This window comes from Acetobacteraceae bacterium (genome assembly GCA_004843345.1).
In the GTDB taxonomy this organism is placed as follows: domain Bacteria; phylum Pseudomonadota; class Alphaproteobacteria; order Acetobacterales; family Acetobacteraceae.
Genome location: CP039460.1, coordinates 925,399 through 942,332, shown reverse-complemented (window position 1 = coordinate 942,332; position 16,934 = coordinate 925,399). Strand labels below are relative to the sequence as shown.

Genomic DNA, 16,934 nt, shown 5'->3' with positions numbered 1-16,934 from the left:
AGGGAAGAGTTGTTTTAGAAAAATGCGTTTTGTACAAAAGTTAAAATTAGGACATCTGCAAAAATCTTTTGGGTGGAAAGCTGGCTTGTCCTTTTTGACTGCTTTTGTCGGTATTTTTTCTTTTCAAGCGCAGAGCGAAGCAAAAGAGCTCGCTTGCCCAGGATTTTTTACGATCATAAACCCCCTGAAACCAATCTTTCTGTCAATATTATCTGCGGGCATCATTTTGCACTCGGTTATTCAGAAGACCGCACTTCCTCCTTATGGAGTGCAGAGCATCTGACACGGACGGGGCTTTTGCATGCGGCGCAGCTGCCGCCAGATAGAACCCGTTTTTATCCAGATGAACGTGTGCCCGTGACTTCTCGGGCGCAGTTAGACGATTACCGTCAAGTGCCTTTTATGCCAGCACCGCTTGTGCCGCATGAGGATATGCCAGATTTAGCTTCACGGATTGAGAGCTATGCGCTGACAAATGCGATTCCCCAAGATCCCCGCTTTCATGCGCTTTCTTGGAAAAGCATAGAAGATTCTTTCCGAAAAGATGTAATGGAAAATGAGGAAGCCTATATCATTACGGGCGTTGCCTATATGGCCGCTTTGAATGCGCTGGGCTGGGATCAAATTCATGTGCCAACCCATATCTGGAAAGGGATGTATCTTCCACGGCAGAAAAAAGGAAAGGCTATCGCCTGTCGAAACCAGATTCCTGCGGAATGCCGCTGGCTTGATTGGGATGAGCTGAAAAATGTGATTGGGGTTAATCCATTCCCTGGCTTTGAATCTACAGAGGAAAGGGATAAAGCGGAGAATGCGGCAGAAAAAGACCTTAAAGATGCCGCGGTTGCCGCAACAGGCGTTGCCACAGCGGAAACGTCTTCTGCTTCGCAGGAGGTTTCGTCTGCTGTTTCTGCGCCATCGCCGCAAGTTGTGCAGGCGGAATAAGCGCCTTCAGCCCTGCTCTGGTTTGAGCATATCCTTCTAAAAAAAGCGGCACATACGTGAGATCAGGATGACTTTTCAGCTCTTGGGAAAGGCCATTTTGCTGCGCCAAGCTATATGGAATGAGGGGCGGGCAAACAGAATCTATTTTTGCGGATGCACAGGCAGAAAAGAAGAGCATAAAGGGGAGCGTTAAGCCTAAAAAAGAGAATTTTTTCATTAGAAATCTCCTTTTTCAAGCTGTGATTGGAGTTCATCGAGTGTTTTGGGCGCTTGCGCTTGGGCATTAAGAAGATTTTGGGCTGTTTTGGCTTCGGCGAGAGCGTTGTCACGCTCATGCTCCGCTTCGCCTTCACGGCCTGATTTTTTGCCAGAGTTAAAACTGCTGACGGCTAAAGTAGAAAGTCCTCCAATAAGAATGAGAAGGAGGACGGAAAGGGCAATAAGAAATCCCATAAATACCTCTAAGAGTGTAGATAAAGAAAAAGCTCCCCTTTTCAGGGGAGCTTGGTGTGAATCAGATTAAAATATTATGAAGCTGCGGCTTTGTTTTTCAAAGCAAGAGAGATCGCTTTAAGACCTTCTTCCTGCTGTAAAATACCTGCATTGATTTGGGAAATGCCATCAAGCAGTTCCTGCGTATCAATTTTGCCAGAAGCCATTTCCAGCAGAGAGCCTGCAATGAGCGAGGTCACTGTTCCAGCTGTGTGAAGGCTTGCCTTCTGAACAGCGGAGAGTTTATCGCCCAAGGCATTATTTAAAATCTGCTCTAACTGCGTTTCGATTGTATTGGGGGTTGGAGTGGTTAGTGAATTATTTTCCATAAGATTTTCCTTATTTTTTCTAAAAATTGTAAAGTTATAAAAGGTTGGCTTTCCGACTGTCGGTCCTGCCAGTGAGGAATTTTGGTTAAAAAAATTTGTTGGTTTGTGGGAAGATTTTTGCCGGATTTGATGCACTAGCAAAGGCGCTAGTATTTCGAGCAATTTATGGGCAAAGGGGCTGTCTTCTGGAATCAGCCCGCCAGCGCCCAGCATGAGAAGAAAGAGCGCCGAATTTTCATCTAAAAAGCCGAAATACATTCCCATAAGGGAAAGGGTTACGAGGAGGAGGCCGACAATGCTTGTCCGTTGTAAGAGATAGTTACGCATGAATAGCTGCCTCAAAGAGAGGAAGGTTGCGTTTAATATCAGCTTTACCAGCAATGGTGTTATAGTGAACTTTGTGATAAACCGCTAAAGCCAGCGCATCAGAGGCCTCTGGTAGAGGGTCCTTGGCACGCAAATAACAGAGACGGCACATTGCCGCAGCGTAGAGAAGATTATGAATCATCTCGATGGCACTTGGCTTGGAACAGCCTGCAATGAGCTGCATTTTTTGCAGGAGATCAGGACGGAAGTTTAAAAAATTTTCGTACAAATCATCATGCGTCCGAGGTTCCATTTGAAAAAGCCCGATGGCAGGGCCATCTTCCATCTGCTGGAGATAGCAAAGGCTGCTTTCGACAAGTGCTGTTGCGGTGACGAGGTTAACGGCAGCTTCGCTTTGAAGTCTAAGACAGTCCAAAGCGGGGCGGATAATAAGATTTTTAAATTGTGTGAGGTCTAAACCTGTCATAGAGAAGGGTTTCCTTTTTGCATAAAAAAACCGCCCTTAAAGGCGGTTGGGTTGGATAAAATTTGAAAGATTTTAAGAGGGGAAATCATTGAGAACGTGATTGAGAAAGTGGATAAATTGCGGAAAATAGGCAAATAATCCGCCTCCCACCGTGCCAGCCAATGCGCCAGCGCCCCAGATGGCTTTTTTAATCCCGTTAAAAAGACCTAAAAGCTGCTGGAGGCTTTGATCTGTTCTGCGCTGGTTTTCACAAACACGGTTGAAACGCTCTGAGTTTTGTTTTTGATAAGCCTCTATTTTTGTTTCAAGTTGGCTTAGTCGGGCATCAATCATGTTTCACCTCGAACAGACAAGATGGAACAAAAGCGTTTTTAGGCGCTTTATGATGGGGTATAAGGGGGGCTTCTTCTTTACGAAGAAGGGAATAGTTTTTTAAATATGTCATTAAAATGTCCTAAATAAAAATGCCGCTGGAAAGGCGGTGTTGTGTAAATGACTCTTTTTTAAGAAAGTCTCTTTTTCTCTTGGCTTTTTTTCTGATAGGATTTTTCCCTAGTCCTTTAAAAAAGAGATAAAACGGATATCAGGTGCTGAAACTTCAAATATATAAATGCCTTTTAGCGCCCCTCTCGCTCTTGTGCTTGTCGCTGCTTTTTGCAGGCTGTGAGCATGATGAGGGCGTGCAGACTCATATTTTCGTGCCAAAAGTGACGCAAGAAGAGTCAGGGAATTGCTATAAGATTGGGGGCTTAAAAATGATCCGCTGGGCGAATTTGATTCAAAGCCATCGGGAGCAAAAGCCAGTTATCGAGCAGTTTCATATGAACACAGCCCAAAAAAATGAGCGTATTTATGCGAATATCCCAAAGGGTTTCCTAGAAGATAAAGACCCGATTTGGGAAGTTTTTGGCGGCATTCAAAATATTTTCAGTATCCCTATTTCAGCTATGATTGCAGCAACGACCGAACTGAGCTTGGAACATGAGCGGGCAAAATGTCTTAAAAAAGAGCAGGAAGCCAATGTGGAAACTCCCTCTGAGGAAGTAATTGAAGCGCTAAAAGCACAATCAGCGCTGGAGTGAGGAAGGGATCGTTTTGTTTTGCAAAGCTTATGCTAAGAAGACAATAAGGATAATATAGTGAAACAGAGGGAAAAAACCTTGAAACAGAGACTGCTTCTGAGTGTGATGTCGTGTTTGCTGCTTGGCGCTTGTAGTAATGGTTTCCGCACTTGGTTTGTCGTGCCAAGAGTTGAGGTCGATCCCAAAACCGAATGCTATAAGTTACACGGCCTTAAAATGGTGACGTGGGGTAATTTGATTCAGAGTCAAAAAGAGACAAAGGATGAGGTGAAGCGCTTTAACCTTAAAAAAGAGCAGAAAAAAGCCCTGATTTACAGTAATATTGCGCCTGGTTGGGGGGAGAATAACGAGCCAATGCCAGATTTGACACTGGCGGTTCAAAATATCCTTAGCCTTCCTATTACCTCTATGATTTCGGCAACAGAACTGCCAGGACTAAAAAAAGAAACCCAAGCCTGTGAAAAACCCCCAGAGCCAGCGATTGAAAAGATTTTATCTGAAGATGAAGGTCATAAATAAAATTGGGCTTTCTTTAGCGTTATTGTCCTTTTTAGGGGGCTGTGAACGTGCTGTTCAGACATGGGTTTTTGTGCCAGATGTGCAGCGGGAAAGTGCCAGCCAGTGCTATAAAACCAAGGGGACAAGGCTTGTCCCCTGGGCCAATAGGATTGTGAGCGAGAAAAATCTTAAACCGCTTTTTAAAAGTAAATCATTAACAAAAGCGCAAAAAAAGGAATTGATTTACGCCCGCATTAACGACAAGGATGAAGTTGCAGATAAAGACCCAATGAATTCCCGTAATATTGGGCTGGTTTTGATAGGCTTGCCGAACCTTATCAGTATTCCCACCACCTCTATCATTGCCGCAACCGAATTATCCCCTTTGAAAAAAGAGTATCGTTCCTGCATGTGGAAAGTCACGGTAGAGAGTGCCCTTCAAAATATTGCGCTTGAACAGGCCATTCCTGCTGATAAATTCCAGATTACAGAAATTGGTAGTGAAGAGGATCTTTTGGCAAAACCTCCCAAAGATAGCAGTGTTTTTGCGCAGAAACATCCAGAGGATTACATTCCGCAATAGTGATCTGCTATAAAGGGAGGCTTTTGCTTAGAGAGGCATATACCAAGGGCCGAAAGGATTGCCAATTTCATCGAGTGGCAGATTGGCAGGCGGCATTGGTAGGTTTATTTCAGGCACAACCGCTAAAACCATGGCATTCACTTTTTGAGGTGAAGCGCTGGCAGGGGTCGTAGATTGTGTCTGTGCTTGTGGATTAGAGGCATCATAAACACTTTGCGCCCATTTAATTGAATCAGGAGAATTGGTCATGCCAAGACCACTGATAATGGGCTGATGCTTAATATACGCATCAAAAGCCGCCATAATCTGCTCATTCTGCGTTGGGGCTGGGGCTTTATAGCCATATTGCAAAGCACCATTCTTATCGAAATAAGGCGCTTTCGCCATAAATTCACGAAGCTCTTCCTGTGTCGTTACAGGGATAGGAATCTCATTTGCATCAAGAGAGACAGAATTTCCATCTTTATCAATGACCATGAGGTGGTTTGGTAAAACTAAACTATTCCCAGCACTGTCTGTCTGAGCCCTTTTTCCAAAATATTTATATTGCCGCAGATCTTTAGGCTGCGTAATTAAGGGTGATTCAATCGTTGTTTTTTCTGGTGACGGAACAACAATTTTTTCGCCACCTTGAATGATTTGTTTTTCTTCTTTGTTCATCTTAAATTTCTCCTATTGCCATCCAGCATATTGATTGCGGAGCGCCATCAGCGGCGACATAAAAACCCGTTGTTGTGATTCCATAAATGCGAACCGTATCTCTTGAAGCGTCAGATGTATCTATTTCTGTGGCAGTAACATCAGGTACGCCTGAAAAAGCTGTAGGGAATGCAATCCACTGTCCAACATCTGTTCCCACTGTGTATGCTTCTGTTCCGCTTTGAATAAGCTTATTGGTTTGTCCATTCGGAAGTTTTGCGTACGAGGATAAATCATCAAAAGACGGAATAGTTTCGACTAAATTTCCAGATCCACTTCCGCCAGCGGCGAGAAGGTTTGTTTTTCCATTGACGGTATGATAGCCAAACCAGTTAAGCCCCGAATTACCATTCTCATCAGCCGATGAGTTGGGCGCATTTGTGGGAACATAATTGCCAACAGGCTGGTAGCTGCTTAGATCTTTAAAAGAGGGAAACGCATAACTTTTATTCCCATCTCCGCTGCCTGTATTGACGACAAGTTGCGGATTTTCTTTATTCGTGTTTAGACAAATAAGCGTTAGACCAAGATTACCAGTTTCATCTGCGGTAAGACTTGGATTGAGTGTCGGCGTGTAATTTCCTTTAGGCTGGTAATTGTTCAAATCATCTATACGAGCAGATACATAAGATTGCTTATCACCACCACTCCCAAGAGTGACTTGAAGCCTGTCTTTTCCATCATCTGAACCGTTCCAAGAGCAGAAATTGGCAATGCCTACCTGTTTATTCTCGTTGCGTTGAGTGGTTGGGTCAAAAGTTGGTGTGTAAAAGCCTTTGGGCTGATAAGCGTCCAAGTCGGCTTTATTTGCAAGGATAAGGTTTTGGTTATTCCCTCCTTTTCCGAGTGTCGCTTGGATTCTCCATGCACCATCTGGTGAACCACTCCAGCCACCAATCCAAGATAGGCCAACTTGCTTATTGGCATTGATGTCTGCATTAGGGTCAAATGTGCCTGCATAATTTCCTTTTGGCTGGAGATTGGTTAAGTCATCTAAATTGGCACAGGTTGCGACAACCCCTTCAATGCCATCGGTTGCTCGGACACGGGTGACGTTTTTGTTATCAATCCATCCGCCGATCCAGCCAATGCCGATATTGTTATTTTCATCGGGCTTTTTAATATCCGCATTTGTGATGGGATAAGCACCTTTGGGCTGATAATTGTTTAAATCAGATAAGTTCGCTGCGGTGACAATATCGCCCTCTTTGTCGGTTGCGAGAATACGGGCCGTTGCATCATTTTTGCTGAGCCCAATCCATGCAAGGCCAACATTGCCGCTTTCATCAGGAGGGGCATCCATTGCGTTGGTGTAGGCATAGTTGCCTGCTGGTTGAAGGCCTTTTTTAAGGCTCACCCAGCTTGTCTGATTAGGATCAAAGGGATTGTCTAAATTATCGTCTTTGGTGGAAACCAGAAGATTGGGCGGGAGCGCATTGGAAATCACGATTGCTGTGGCAGGATAGCCCCCAATCGATTGCGCAAATTCCTTGTTCCATTGCGGAATAAGTCCTGTCTCTGCGGTTTGGGCAGAGGCGGAAAGGGCATTTAAAATACCGTTAAATTGATCTCCCCGAGGTGGTTTTCCCCCTGCGGCAAGCGGTGTCATTGTGGCCTTTGGAAAGCCTTTGACAAGGGAAGCGCTGCCATCGGCAGGATCATCTTTTGGAATAGGGGAAAGTGTTCCATAATCGGGGTTACTGGCCCAGAGAATGGGAAAGTTTTGAGTTTTTTGAGTAATTTTCATAATGTTCCTTAAAAAATCGGTAAAAAAAAGCGCCTTGAAAGGCGCTTGTAAGATTTTTGAAAATAGGTTGAAAAAAGCCCCTGCCTAAGCAGAGGGCAAAGCGGGTACATATTTAAATTCGAGCGCAACACCGCTGGGCTTGATAAATCCACCTGCCAACGTCATCAGGGTGATTTCTGTCGGGGAGGGTTGAAAATCCCAGCAAAGGGTCATTTGCATGGTTGCAATCTGGTTTAGGGCGTCGTTGAAAAAGAGACCCTGCCCAAAGGGCGCAAAAGCTTTTCCGCCTTCTAAAAAGCCGAAAAACAGCCCTGTATCTGGCGTATCCTCTACCCAGATATTTTTGCCATTTCCCCCAAATAAGAGCATCAAAGCCCCATTGAGAGACTGGATAGATCCATCTGTGATGTTAGCGGCGGCCTTGCAGAAAATTAACCTGCGGAAAGCCTCATCCGTCAAAGGATAGTTGCTGGTAAGCGGAGCACTGTCATCAAGGTAAAAACGGGCTTGGTCAAAGCCCGTAATTGTGCCCATGGCAGCATCTTCGCTGGCCTCTTCAAAGCCAAAGAACGCATTTGTCACGGGAACATGGACAACGCGCCCAACCCCGACAATGCGTCCCCAAACGTCTAGCCCCCAGCCCGTAGCGGTCGTAGGGTCTAAAATTTGAGTGAGAAAAGTTTCAATCAGCGGTTCTGGATCAATGGCTTTGTTAAAGCGCTCAAGAAGACCCGTTAAAATCGGACTATTCGCATATTGTGCGTAAAAGGTCTCTTGGAGGTTCTTCATAAAAGCATCCTCTTGTCAAAGTAAATGAAAGTAAAAATTAAAATAGATTTAAGAAATAAAAGATTATTTTTTAAATAAAATGAAATAATTGAATGAGATTCAATTAAAAAAACCGTTAAGAAAAAGTTCTTAACGGCCTGCTTCAGAGATAAACAGATTTATCGAGTGTCTTAAAAAGATACCTCTGACACGTGCGCTTGCCTAGAGGGGAAGCATTTTCCCCTTCTTGACACGGCGTAAGCTCTTAAATGGCAATATTTGGATTAAAGATACGGCTTGTTCTGTTGAGGGCATCGGTAATGACCTGTTCAACTTCATGCGCAAAGGCATGAGGATCGTTCGTGTGCGCCTCATAAATATTAATATCGCCTGTGCGAATTTCCGTCAGAGGGCCTTCTTTGGCAATTTGTTCTAAATTATATTGCCCATTGACTGTTTTTCGGCGCAATTGTTTTTCTGCGATGGCTTCAATCATCTCTTGATCTTGCCAGTGAGTGGCAGCGTGAAGGCTTTCCTGAAAGGATTGTGTTGGAACTTCTGGCGCAGGCAGTGCGGACGCTTCCGCCTGTTTTTCAAGAGATTTTTTGTGGCGATCTTTATAATACTCATAGCCTTTTGAAACGGCATAATAGGTGCCAACGCCAAGAGCGCCGCCCAGCAGCAATGGCCCAAGAAATCCACCCCCAAGGACGCCAAGACCAAGACCGGCCGCCGTTTCGAGAGCTGTGAAGCCTTCAGCTGCTAAAAGAGTGCCACCAGCAGCTTCGCTTGCGATCGTTGCAACAGCAGTACCTTCTCCAGCAGCTAAGACAGCAGGAGCTTCAGCCGCCACGCCAGCAGCAAGACCGATAGGAAGGGTAACCTTCATGGGAATTCCTCCCTTATAAAGATTAGGCATTTCGCCCCGTGATATGCTTTCATTAGGGGACTCATGCGGAGGAGTCTTATCAGCACGATCTTCTATTTGTGTTGGCGCTTTTTCCTTAGGCGGATTGCTTTCGCTGGCTTGTGTCTCACCAGCTTTGTTTTCTGTGGTCTCTTCTGGCGTGCTGGCGCTTTCGTCTTTAGGAACGGTGCTTTGATCTGCTTGACCCTCTGCCACTTTGCTGTCAGTTCCTTTGGCTTTGTCTGCTTCATTTTCTGCCGATACTTTTTCTTTTGTCGGCGTTTCTTTTGTTTCTGGTGCTGTGTTTTTTGCTGAAGGCTTTTCTTTTGACGCATCGGGCTTTCCCTCCTCGTCAGGAGATGGGGTATCTTTTTTGACTTCGGATTCAGGTGTTTCTTCTGTCTCCGTCTTAGATTTTCCTCCCTTGTCATTTTTCGGTGGCTTTGTTCTTTTTGTATCAAGATATTTTTTGAGTTCTTTAAAGGAATCTTTTAGGTCTTTGCCCATCTGAATGATTCCAGCCCCTTTGAGGGCCAGCACAGCGCCTGCAATGGCAAGAAAGCCATTGGCCACGGCTTGAGGATGCGCCTGAGCAAGCTCTCGGAATCCTTCTTCAAAAGAATCAAGAGCAGGCCTGAGAACATTCAGCTCTTTTTGAAAAACAAGCCCCATGGCGCTTTCGTAGCGGGTAGAGGTTTTTAGGGAGGACGCATTATCGTTTAATTCCTTCGCAGTGGGAATATCATTCTGAAAGCCATTGATTGCCTTAGAAATATCGTCCGAGGACAGTAAGGCATGGCGTAAGCCATTGCTATAATCAACATTGATTAACTCAAAAATACGGGCTTTTCCACGTTCATCTTGATGTTTTAAAGCATTTTGAAGGGTTTCTAAAACATTCGGTAAAAGATGATTTTTTGAATCAACCAAGGGCGTACTGATGTTTAAAGCATGTTGAAGTTCAGCGATTTTTTCTGGTTTCTCGTTGTAAATCTTTTGAAGATTTACCAAGAATTTTTCTGCATCTTCTGATTTGCCACCATTGGATTTCGAAACTTCTTCCGCCCCATAAAGAATTTTAATATCAATATGGAAATCATTAGAGAGATTCCGTAGTCTGGTCGTGTCTAAATATCTTTTTTGTGCATCATTTAAAAAGGAATTGATTGTTTTTTTAAATTCAGCAAGGCTTTCAATTATTTTGTTGGCAGATTCAATACCGCTTGGGCCTTTTTTTAAGAGATCATCTATTTGTTTTGAAATCTTATTAAGATCAGTGGGGGAAGTTATTTCTGATGTCATGGGTAAAACCTTTCTGTTTTTGGAGTAAAAAATGAGAAATAAATTAAAGTTGGGATTGGGAATTTTGCTCCTTGGAGCAGGGTGTTTTTCGGCAAGCGTACAAGCAGAGCAAGTACAGCCAGAGGCACAAACACAGACAGAAACGTCGAGTGAGTTGCCATCTTTTTTGTCGAAAGATTATAAAGTGACAGACACTCTATGGGGGGATTGGGGGATTAAAATGAATACGGAACGTTTTGAGGGTGATCCAGAATATCCAGAAGTAACCTTCCTATCAGGAAAATCAAAGATTGACTTTTGGCCTGATATGAATAGAGAAAAATGGGAAATCGCTCATCACATGCCCTTTAAATTTAAGGTAAATGGCAGAGTGGAGGTTAAACAGATTAATGGATTTTCTTGTCGAGGCGAAAATTTAAAACTTTGGTTTGACAATGGAGAATTTGTACCTGTTGGTGAAGGTGTTCGGCCGAATGACTGTGGGGATATAGCGTACGAACATGATGTTTTTGCTAGCGTACCCAATGGCGGAGCTGCAGAATATAAAGATTGCGTTGAGCCAGTGGCACTGTATAAATTGGCTGATCTTACGAGTAAGCATAGGCCTGTTGCGGTGACGCAAGGCAAGAATGTTTTGTTGATAAAATCAGAAGATGAATCAGCAATTAAAACCTATCAGGAAAAACTCAATCCGAAATTACATCCCGGCTTTTTTGCGCAACTGAAAAGATCTTCGGATAGTCAGAAAAAGTAGTTTTGAAAGAACGCATAAAACACCCGTATCTTAATAAAAAGATACCTTTGGCACGCACGTTTGGCTAGAGGGGAAGCTCCTTCCCCTCATGGAGTAAAAAATGAGAAATAAATTAAAGTTGGGATTGGGAATTTTGCTCCTTGGAGCAGGGTGTTTTTCAGCAAGCGTACAGGCAGAGCCAGCACAGCCAGAGGCACAAACACAGACAGAAACGTCGAGTGAATTGCCGTCCTTTTTGCCGAAAGATTATAAAGTGACAGACACTCTATGGGGGGATTGGGGGATTGAAATGAATACCAGACAATTTGATGGGCAGCCCCAATATCCAGAATTAGATTTTACCTCTGGAAAATCAAAGATGTCTTTTTGGCCGGATGTGGCTGGACGTGAGAAATGGGAAAGCGCACATAAAACGCCTTTTAAATTTAAAATGCAAGGCAGGGTGGATGTTCAGAAGATTAAAGGATTTTCTTGTCAGGGAGAAAATCCAAAACTTTGGTTTGATAATGGAGAATTTGTCTCTTTTATAGATACTTATCATGAATCTTGTAATCAGCCCGGTAGTGAACATGATGTTTTTGGCGTTGTACCTAGTGGCGGAGCAGCCGAGCTCAAAGATTGCGTTGAGCCAGTGGGACTGTATAAATTAGCTGATCTTGCCAGTAAGCATAAGCTCGTTGCGGTGACCCAAGGTAAGAATGTTTTACTGATAAAATCTGAAGATGAATCAGCGATTAAAACTTACCAAGATCAAGTCAATCCAAAATTACATCCTGGCTTTTTTGCGCAAGTGAAAAGATATTCTGACGCTACATAAAATAAATCCCCGTTAAGTTTTGAAACCTAACGGGGCGTTTTTCATGAGGAATAAACACAATATTTAGATTGTAGAAAAAATATACCTTTGGCACGCACGTTTGACTAGAGGGGAAGCTCTTTCCCCTCATGGAGAATTAAATGAGAAATAAATTAAAGTAAAATAATTTTTAAGGATAAGTAAAAGATAGAAAAAGAGTTTGTTTGATTTATGTTTATTTAAAGTTCTGACGTTAAAAAAGGGGGCGCTTACAGCGCCCCCTTTCTGTATTTCCTTATCTTGCTCTGTTATGCTGCGTTACGAGGTAGGCTTCCCAAAGATTGAGAAGGTCTTCACTATCATAAACGGTTTGCAGCTCATGCAATGTCGCTAACCTTGCGCCGAGAACATCGCCAAGAGGGCGGGAGAGATTTTCATAATCTACGCGTTTTATACGTTCTCCTTGCTGGCTTTTTCCTCTGGAATGAGTGCCGCCACGAAGAGGAAAGGTTGGTAAGCGGCGGCTTTTATAAAATCCACATGCAGACTCAAGGCCTTTTCCCGAAGATGGATAAAGGTCATGGGGTCTTCAATATCGACTTCTAAAATCTTGGTGGCTTCCACCAAAGGATTTCGGGGATCACGTTTGATCTTGCAGCAGGCCAAAAGATCCGCAAACGCTTTTTTGCGGTCTTTTGGATCTAAAGCGCCTAAGAGATCAATGGTCATGCCTTCTAAACTCGCCATCCCCATTTTTGAACCTGTGTCTCTGAGTTTACTTTCTGCCTTAGACAGAGCGTGAATAAGATCACTGGCCCATTCGTCCGCTTCAAAAGCGGACATTCTTGTGATGACAAAGACTTTGCCTTTGTCATCTCCTTCTTCAACTAAATATTCAATGGATTTTCTCATTGTAATTTTCCTTATAAATTGTAGGTCTAAAATCTGTTTTGAAAAGCGTCTCTTCAAAACTTGTAAAAAAATTAAGTCTAAGTTTGTTTTTTGAATAGTGGGGAAGGAAATGCACCCTCTTGACACGCCGTAAGTTTTCTAAATGGCAATATTTGGATTAAAAATACGGCTTGTTCGGTTAAGCGCCTCGGTAATGACTTTTTCAACTTGATCGCCAAATTTAAAAGGATCCTCTGTGTGGGCATCATTGACGATAATGTCGCCTGTGCGGATTTCGGTTTGATAGGTGCAATTTGCCGTGTTGTTAGAGGTGGCGTTATGAATAGAATCTCTCTGAATCTGTTGGGCAGAAATTGTCTCTTTCTGAACTTTGTCGCTTTTTTCAATGCTTTTTGCCAGTGCCTGCGCATTCCCCTCTTGCCGAACATTTGGAGAGGTTTTGTTTGGAAACTTTTGGCCTTTTGCGGATAAAGCATTCTTTTGTTGAACAATTTTTTGCCGCAAATTTTTTACAGCATTATTTGCAGGATTGACTGAAGGCGCTTTTGAGACGTTTTGCCTTACAACAGAGATTTGAGATCTCTTTGAGACTCTCGGCCTCTCATTTTCTCTTATAGGAAGTGTGCCAATACTTCTGTCTGTGGATGAGGAATCCGTTTCAGGAGCAAAGTTTTCTGGATGAAAATCCGAAGCATTTTCTACGACAGAAGATACACTAGAATCAGGAGAATTTAGAGCATCAACGGGCGCAAGGCGTGAGGATTGGCTGGCTTCTTGTTCGATAAGCGTTCCAAGCTCGCTATTGTCCCCTATGAGTGACTGTGCCTTATTTCCAAAATGTTTTGAAAGGGGACTTTGCGAGGTGCTTTTTTCTTCATTTAATCTGGCAACCTGATTTTTGACACTTTCTGCTGTATTATAGGGAGAGGTGAAACTATCTCCGATTGTATTGCCGATAGTGTTTATTACCGCCTTTATTTTTCTGATTTTCTCTGGATTTGTACCATCTGACAGTGAGCCATCAGAGATACCCTCTTGGAGATTCATAACAGCTTCAGGATTGTACATTGATGTAAAAGTGGTCCCAGAAGTGTTTCCTCCATGTAGCATAGCTGTTTCACCTTTTCGGATGAATTGGTTTGTGCGAGCTTTACTTTCGGAGATCATTTCATCGGTATTTTTTGCATTGGTAATTTCTTCCTCTGTGGGGGCATATGTTCTATTAGCTTCGATAGCCTTATTGAAATCTCCTTTTGTTTCAAGAAGATTATCTAGACCATCTCCGAATTTTGCACCGAGGATACTAAGCACTTTATTTCTTTTTTTAGGATATGCTTTTAATTCTTCAAATTGAGAGGATTCGCTTAATTCTTGAAGAAAATCAGGGCGTAAATTTCCATTTTGGCGTATATCAACTCCAGTGAGTTCCTTAAAATCTTTGAAGATTTTTTCGTTTTTTGGATCACCATTATTCATATGTGTTAGTTTTTGGTAACTTTTTAGAATTTTATCTTTTTTTCCACCAGCATTCTCAACGGCTTTGTTCATAAGAAAAAATTCGATGGTAGGAATCTTTAGTCTGTGGGCAATACGGTCATCATTAGCAAGAATTTCATCTTGTTCTGCTATGTAATTAAGGCCTTGTGGTATGAAGTCAGAAAGTTTTGTAAGTATTTCTTTAAAAGCGATCATTGTTTTTTCCTTTTAATTTGGTAAGGGTGATGTTGTGAAAAAAAGTTTAAAAATTGCTTTTTTGTTGTGTTTAATGGTTTTTTCATGGCAATCAGCAATGGCAGAAATCGTTGAAGAAGACGGTGAGTTTATTGTTGTTTCTAAAGTAAATCCTTTGAAAGATTCTAAAGAAGAACAGAGCCTCCCTCAGAATTTACCTTTGCCAAAGAATATAAAAATTGTGAGTAATTTAACGTTTGGGGGACGTTTTTATCTTCACGAAGATGATGATGACAGTTTAACGCATTTTCCTATAGGCTTGAGATTAGAACTTTATTCGCCCTACGCTGATTGGCATGCGAGGAATGCGCCCAATGAGCTAGATTTTAGTTTGGAGCAAGGAATTGACAGGGCAATTTGTCAGAAGAAGCTACCTTATGTTCTTTCTATTAGTGGAATGATACAAATTTCAGAATTGGAATTTGCAAAACACACAGTTCCAGTACCATCTATCGGGCTTTTATGGTTTGATAATGGGGTATCAGTTCCTCTAAACAGCGATGCAACGAATAGTTATACTTATGGAAGCGGGAAAGTAGTGCCTAAGAAAGACTTTTTTTGGGGTGTGCTGAATAGATATAGAGCGTCCTTAGATCCAGAATCTCTAGATTATAAGCAAAAGAGAGCAAGTGATGCTTTTATAACACATGGAAATGAGCATCAGGCGGCCTTGTTATTTCAGAAGCATCTCCCAATAGCCCTAAGTTATGGAGATTATGCAGTCTCTTTTACCTATCCTGATCCTGCGCCGATTAAAGAATTTCAAAAACAGCTGAATAATTCTCAACGTTTGAAAGAAAATGTGGCTTTTGTCGAAGCTTCAAGAGAGCGCGGGAGTTGTTACAGATATGAAAAGGATATGGAAAAATGAAAAAAAGTTTAAAAATTGCTTTTTTGTCGTGTTTAATAGTTTTTTCGTGGAAGGCTGGAATGGCCGAGACCGTCACCGATGAGGCAGGTAATCAGAATGTTGTTTCCAAATTGCCTTTGCCAGAAAATATAAAAATTGTGAGTAATTTAGCGTTTGGAGGACGTTTTTATCTTCGTGAAGATCACATTATGGCGTTGGCCCTAATAAAGCGCCATTAGATCCAAGATTAGAGCTTTATTCGCCTTATGCGGATTGGCAGGCGAGGAAAGCACCTAACGAGCTGGATTTCAGTCTATGGCAAGATGTTGGTAAGGAGATGTGTCGGAAAAAAATGCCCTATATTTTATCCGTTCAGGCAATGATGGAAATTTCAGAAGCCGCTTTTGTACAGCATACAACGCCTATCCCGCCTATTGGACGTTTATGGTTTGATAATGGAGAATCAATTTCCTTAAATAGTGATGCACAGGGGAGTTATACTGATGCCTCTGGAAAAGAGGCTAAAAAAGACATTTTTTTTGGCGCATCATATCAGTATAGACAATTTTCTAAGCCAAAAGATGCAGACCCTGAAAAAATTAGCTTGGAGGATTCTTTTAATACCCGTGAAAATCAGCATAAATTAGCACTTTTATTTCAGAAGCATCTTCCGATTGCCATTAGCTACGGCGATTATGCCGTCTCCATTAGCTATGTTGATTTAGCGCCTGTGAAAGAATTCCAGAAATACTTAAACGATCAACAACTCTTAAAAGAGACTGCGGAATATGCCGACAGACCTACTAAAGCAGGGGAGTGCTAAAGCAGGAAGACGGCTAAGTTATAATTTCTTTTGATAAGGGTGATGTTGTGAAAAAAAGTTTAAAAATTGCCTTTTTCTCGTGCTTACTGGTTTTTTCATGGCGACCAGCAGCGGCAGAAATCGTTGAAGAAGACGGTGAGTTTATTGTTGTTTCTAAAGTAAATCCTTTGAAAGATTCTAAAGAAGAACAGAGCCTCCCTCAGAATTTACCTTTGCCAAAGAATATAAAAATTGTGAGTAATTTAGTTTTTGGAGGACGGGTTTACTTCAGCAATGATGATTTCGAGGATCATTCCCCGCCAGAGTTGGCGTTAGATCTTTATTCGCCATACACTGACTGGCACATGAGAAATGCGCCCAATAAGTTAGAGTTTTATTTAAAACAGGGTGTTGATAATAAGTATATCTGCAGAAAAGGATTGCCATATATCTTATCTGTGGATGGAATTATTGAAATTGCAGATAAGGAATTCAGGAAACATACACACTGCCTCCCTTCTTTAGGGCGTTTATGGTTTGATAACGGAGAATATGTCTCTTTCAATAGTGACGGTTTTCTTTGCTATGATAAGAAAGATGACAAAATCCTTGATATGGAGGCATTTTCTGGAAGCTTGAGTGCGATCAGACAATTTGAGAGTTTTAAAGATCCTGACAATGAAAACAGGAACATAGAAGATTCTTTAAATACCCGTGAAAATGAGCATAAAGCGGCGCTTTTATTTCAGAAGCATCTCCCAATAGCCCTAAGTTATGGAGATTATGCCGTCTCCTTTACCTATCCTGATCCTGCGCCGATTAAAGAATTTCAAAAACAGCTGAACAACCCTCAACGTTTGAAAGAAAATATTGAATATTCGGAACGCACTCGGAAAGACCCAGGCTGCGGCTAAGTTATAATTTTTTTGGTAAGGGTGATGTTG

20 protein-coding genes are annotated in these 16,934 nt (G+C 42.3%); 10 read left to right on the top strand and 10 right to left on the bottom strand.

The annotated features are described in order from the left end of the window. Positions 1 to 45: 45 nt before the first annotated feature. Complete coding sequence (locus FAI40_04795) at positions 46 to 945, top strand: DNA/RNA non-specific endonuclease (GenBank protein ID QCE34725.1); 900 nt, start codon at positions 46 to 48, stop codon at positions 943 to 945. 216 nt (positions 946 to 1,161) lie between these two features. Here FAI40_04795 and FAI40_04790 read toward each other — a convergent pair whose 3' ends face one another. From FAI40_04790 to FAI40_04775, 4 genes are all read right to left on the bottom strand, one after another. Next, positions 1,162 to 1,398 (bottom strand): hypothetical protein, encoded by a 237-nt coding sequence (locus tag FAI40_04790; GenBank protein QCE34724.1) that lies wholly within the window; start codon positions 1,396 to 1,398, stop codon positions 1,162 to 1,164. A 74-nt stretch (positions 1,399 to 1,472) separates the two neighbouring features. Then, positions 1,473 to 2,093: a hypothetical protein gene (locus FAI40_04785; GenBank protein QCE34723.1), complete on the bottom strand. Its 621-nt coding sequence runs from the start codon at positions 2,091 to 2,093 to the stop codon at positions 1,473 to 1,475. Then, a complete protein-coding gene (locus FAI40_04780; GenBank protein ID QCE34722.1) occupies positions 2,086 to 2,559 on the bottom strand; it encodes a hypothetical protein in 474 nt (157 codons plus the stop codon). The genes FAI40_04785 and FAI40_04780 overlap by 8 nt, the downstream gene beginning before the upstream one ends. 72 nt (positions 2,560 to 2,631) lie before the next feature. Further along, on the bottom strand, positions 2,632 to 2,892 hold the full coding sequence (locus FAI40_04775; protein ID QCE34721.1) for a hypothetical protein: 261 nt from the start codon (positions 2,890 to 2,892) through the stop codon (positions 2,632 to 2,634). Positions 2,893 to 3,200: 308 nt separating this feature from the next. Here FAI40_04775 and FAI40_04770 point away from each other — a divergent pair, with 308 nt between their 5' ends. The 3 genes from FAI40_04770 (at position 3,201) to FAI40_04760 (ending at position 4,722) form a co-directional block, all read left to right on the top strand. After that, positions 3,201 to 3,641, top strand: coding sequence for a hypothetical protein (locus FAI40_04770; protein QCE34720.1), 441 nt, complete (start codon positions 3,201 to 3,203; stop codon positions 3,639 to 3,641). 78 nt (positions 3,642 to 3,719) lie between these two features. Continuing rightward, positions 3,720 to 4,160, top strand: a complete 441-nt coding sequence (locus FAI40_04765; protein QCE34719.1) for a hypothetical protein — start codon at positions 3,720 to 3,722, stop codon at positions 4,158 to 4,160. Further along, positions 4,144 to 4,722: a hypothetical protein gene (locus FAI40_04760; protein ID QCE34718.1), complete on the top strand. Its 579-nt coding sequence runs from the start codon at positions 4,144 to 4,146 to the stop codon at positions 4,720 to 4,722. The genes FAI40_04765 and FAI40_04760 overlap by 17 nt, the downstream gene beginning before the upstream one ends. Before the next feature lie 27 nt (positions 4,723 to 4,749). Here the strand turns inward: FAI40_04760 and FAI40_04755 are convergent, their stop codons facing one another. From FAI40_04755 to FAI40_04740, 4 genes are all read right to left on the bottom strand, one after another. Beyond that, entirely contained in the window at positions 4,750 to 5,382 is a 633-nt protein-coding gene (locus tag FAI40_04755) for a hypothetical protein (GenBank protein QCE34717.1), read from the bottom strand. A 1-nt stretch (position 5,383) separates the two neighbouring features. Then, entirely contained in the window at positions 5,384 to 7,168 is a 1,785-nt protein-coding gene (locus FAI40_04750; protein ID QCE34716.1) for a hypothetical protein, read from the bottom strand. Between the two features lie 84 nt (positions 7,169 to 7,252). After that, positions 7,253 to 7,957: a DUF2612 domain-containing protein gene (locus FAI40_04745; GenBank protein ID QCE34715.1), complete on the bottom strand. Its 705-nt coding sequence runs from the start codon at positions 7,955 to 7,957 to the stop codon at positions 7,253 to 7,255. A 244-nt stretch (positions 7,958 to 8,201) separates the two neighbouring features. After that, a complete protein-coding gene (locus tag FAI40_04740) occupies positions 8,202 to 10,145 on the bottom strand; it encodes a hypothetical protein (GenBank protein ID QCE34714.1) in 1,944 nt (647 codons plus the stop codon). A gap of 31 nt (positions 10,146 to 10,176) precedes the next feature. Between FAI40_04740 and FAI40_04735 the strand changes: the two genes are divergently transcribed. Together FAI40_04735 and FAI40_04730 are read left to right on the top strand one after the other, a co-directional pair. Next, the gene (locus tag FAI40_04735) at positions 10,177 to 10,899 is read left to right on the top strand and encodes a hypothetical protein (protein QCE34713.1); all 723 of its coding nucleotides are present in this window, start codon (positions 10,177 to 10,179) and stop codon (positions 10,897 to 10,899) included. Positions 10,900 to 10,999: 100 nt separating this feature from the next. Beyond that, positions 11,000 to 11,716 (top strand): hypothetical protein, encoded by a 717-nt coding sequence (locus FAI40_04730; protein ID QCE34712.1) that lies wholly within the window; start codon positions 11,000 to 11,002, stop codon positions 11,714 to 11,716. 429 nt (positions 11,717 to 12,145) lie between these two features. Here FAI40_04730 and FAI40_04725 read toward each other — a convergent pair whose 3' ends face one another. Then, entirely contained in the window at positions 12,146 to 12,607 is a 462-nt protein-coding gene (locus FAI40_04725; protein QCE34711.1) for a hypothetical protein, read from the bottom strand. A gap of 138 nt (positions 12,608 to 12,745) precedes the next feature. Further along, a complete protein-coding gene (locus FAI40_04720; GenBank protein QCE34710.1) occupies positions 12,746 to 14,299 on the bottom strand; it encodes a hypothetical protein in 1,554 nt (517 codons plus the stop codon). A 34-nt stretch (positions 14,300 to 14,333) separates the two neighbouring features. Here FAI40_04720 and FAI40_04715 point away from each other — a divergent pair, with 34 nt between their 5' ends. From FAI40_04715 to FAI40_04700, 4 genes are all read left to right on the top strand, one after another. Further along, positions 14,334 to 15,209: a hypothetical protein gene (locus FAI40_04715; GenBank protein ID QCE34709.1), complete on the top strand. Its 876-nt coding sequence runs from the start codon at positions 14,334 to 14,336 to the stop codon at positions 15,207 to 15,209. Continuing rightward, positions 15,206 to 15,427: a hypothetical protein gene (locus FAI40_04710; protein QCE34708.1), complete on the top strand. Its 222-nt coding sequence runs from the start codon at positions 15,206 to 15,208 to the stop codon at positions 15,425 to 15,427. The genes FAI40_04715 and FAI40_04710 overlap by 4 nt, the downstream gene beginning before the upstream one ends. Positions 15,428 to 15,525: 98 nt before the next feature. After that, entirely contained in the window at positions 15,526 to 16,011 is a 486-nt protein-coding gene (locus FAI40_04705; protein QCE34707.1) for a hypothetical protein, read from the top strand. 47 nt (positions 16,012 to 16,058) lie between these two features. Further along, positions 16,059 to 16,904 (top strand): hypothetical protein, encoded by an 846-nt coding sequence (locus tag FAI40_04700; GenBank protein QCE34706.1) that lies wholly within the window; start codon positions 16,059 to 16,061, stop codon positions 16,902 to 16,904. The last annotated feature ends 30 nt before the right edge of the window (positions 16,905 to 16,934 follow it).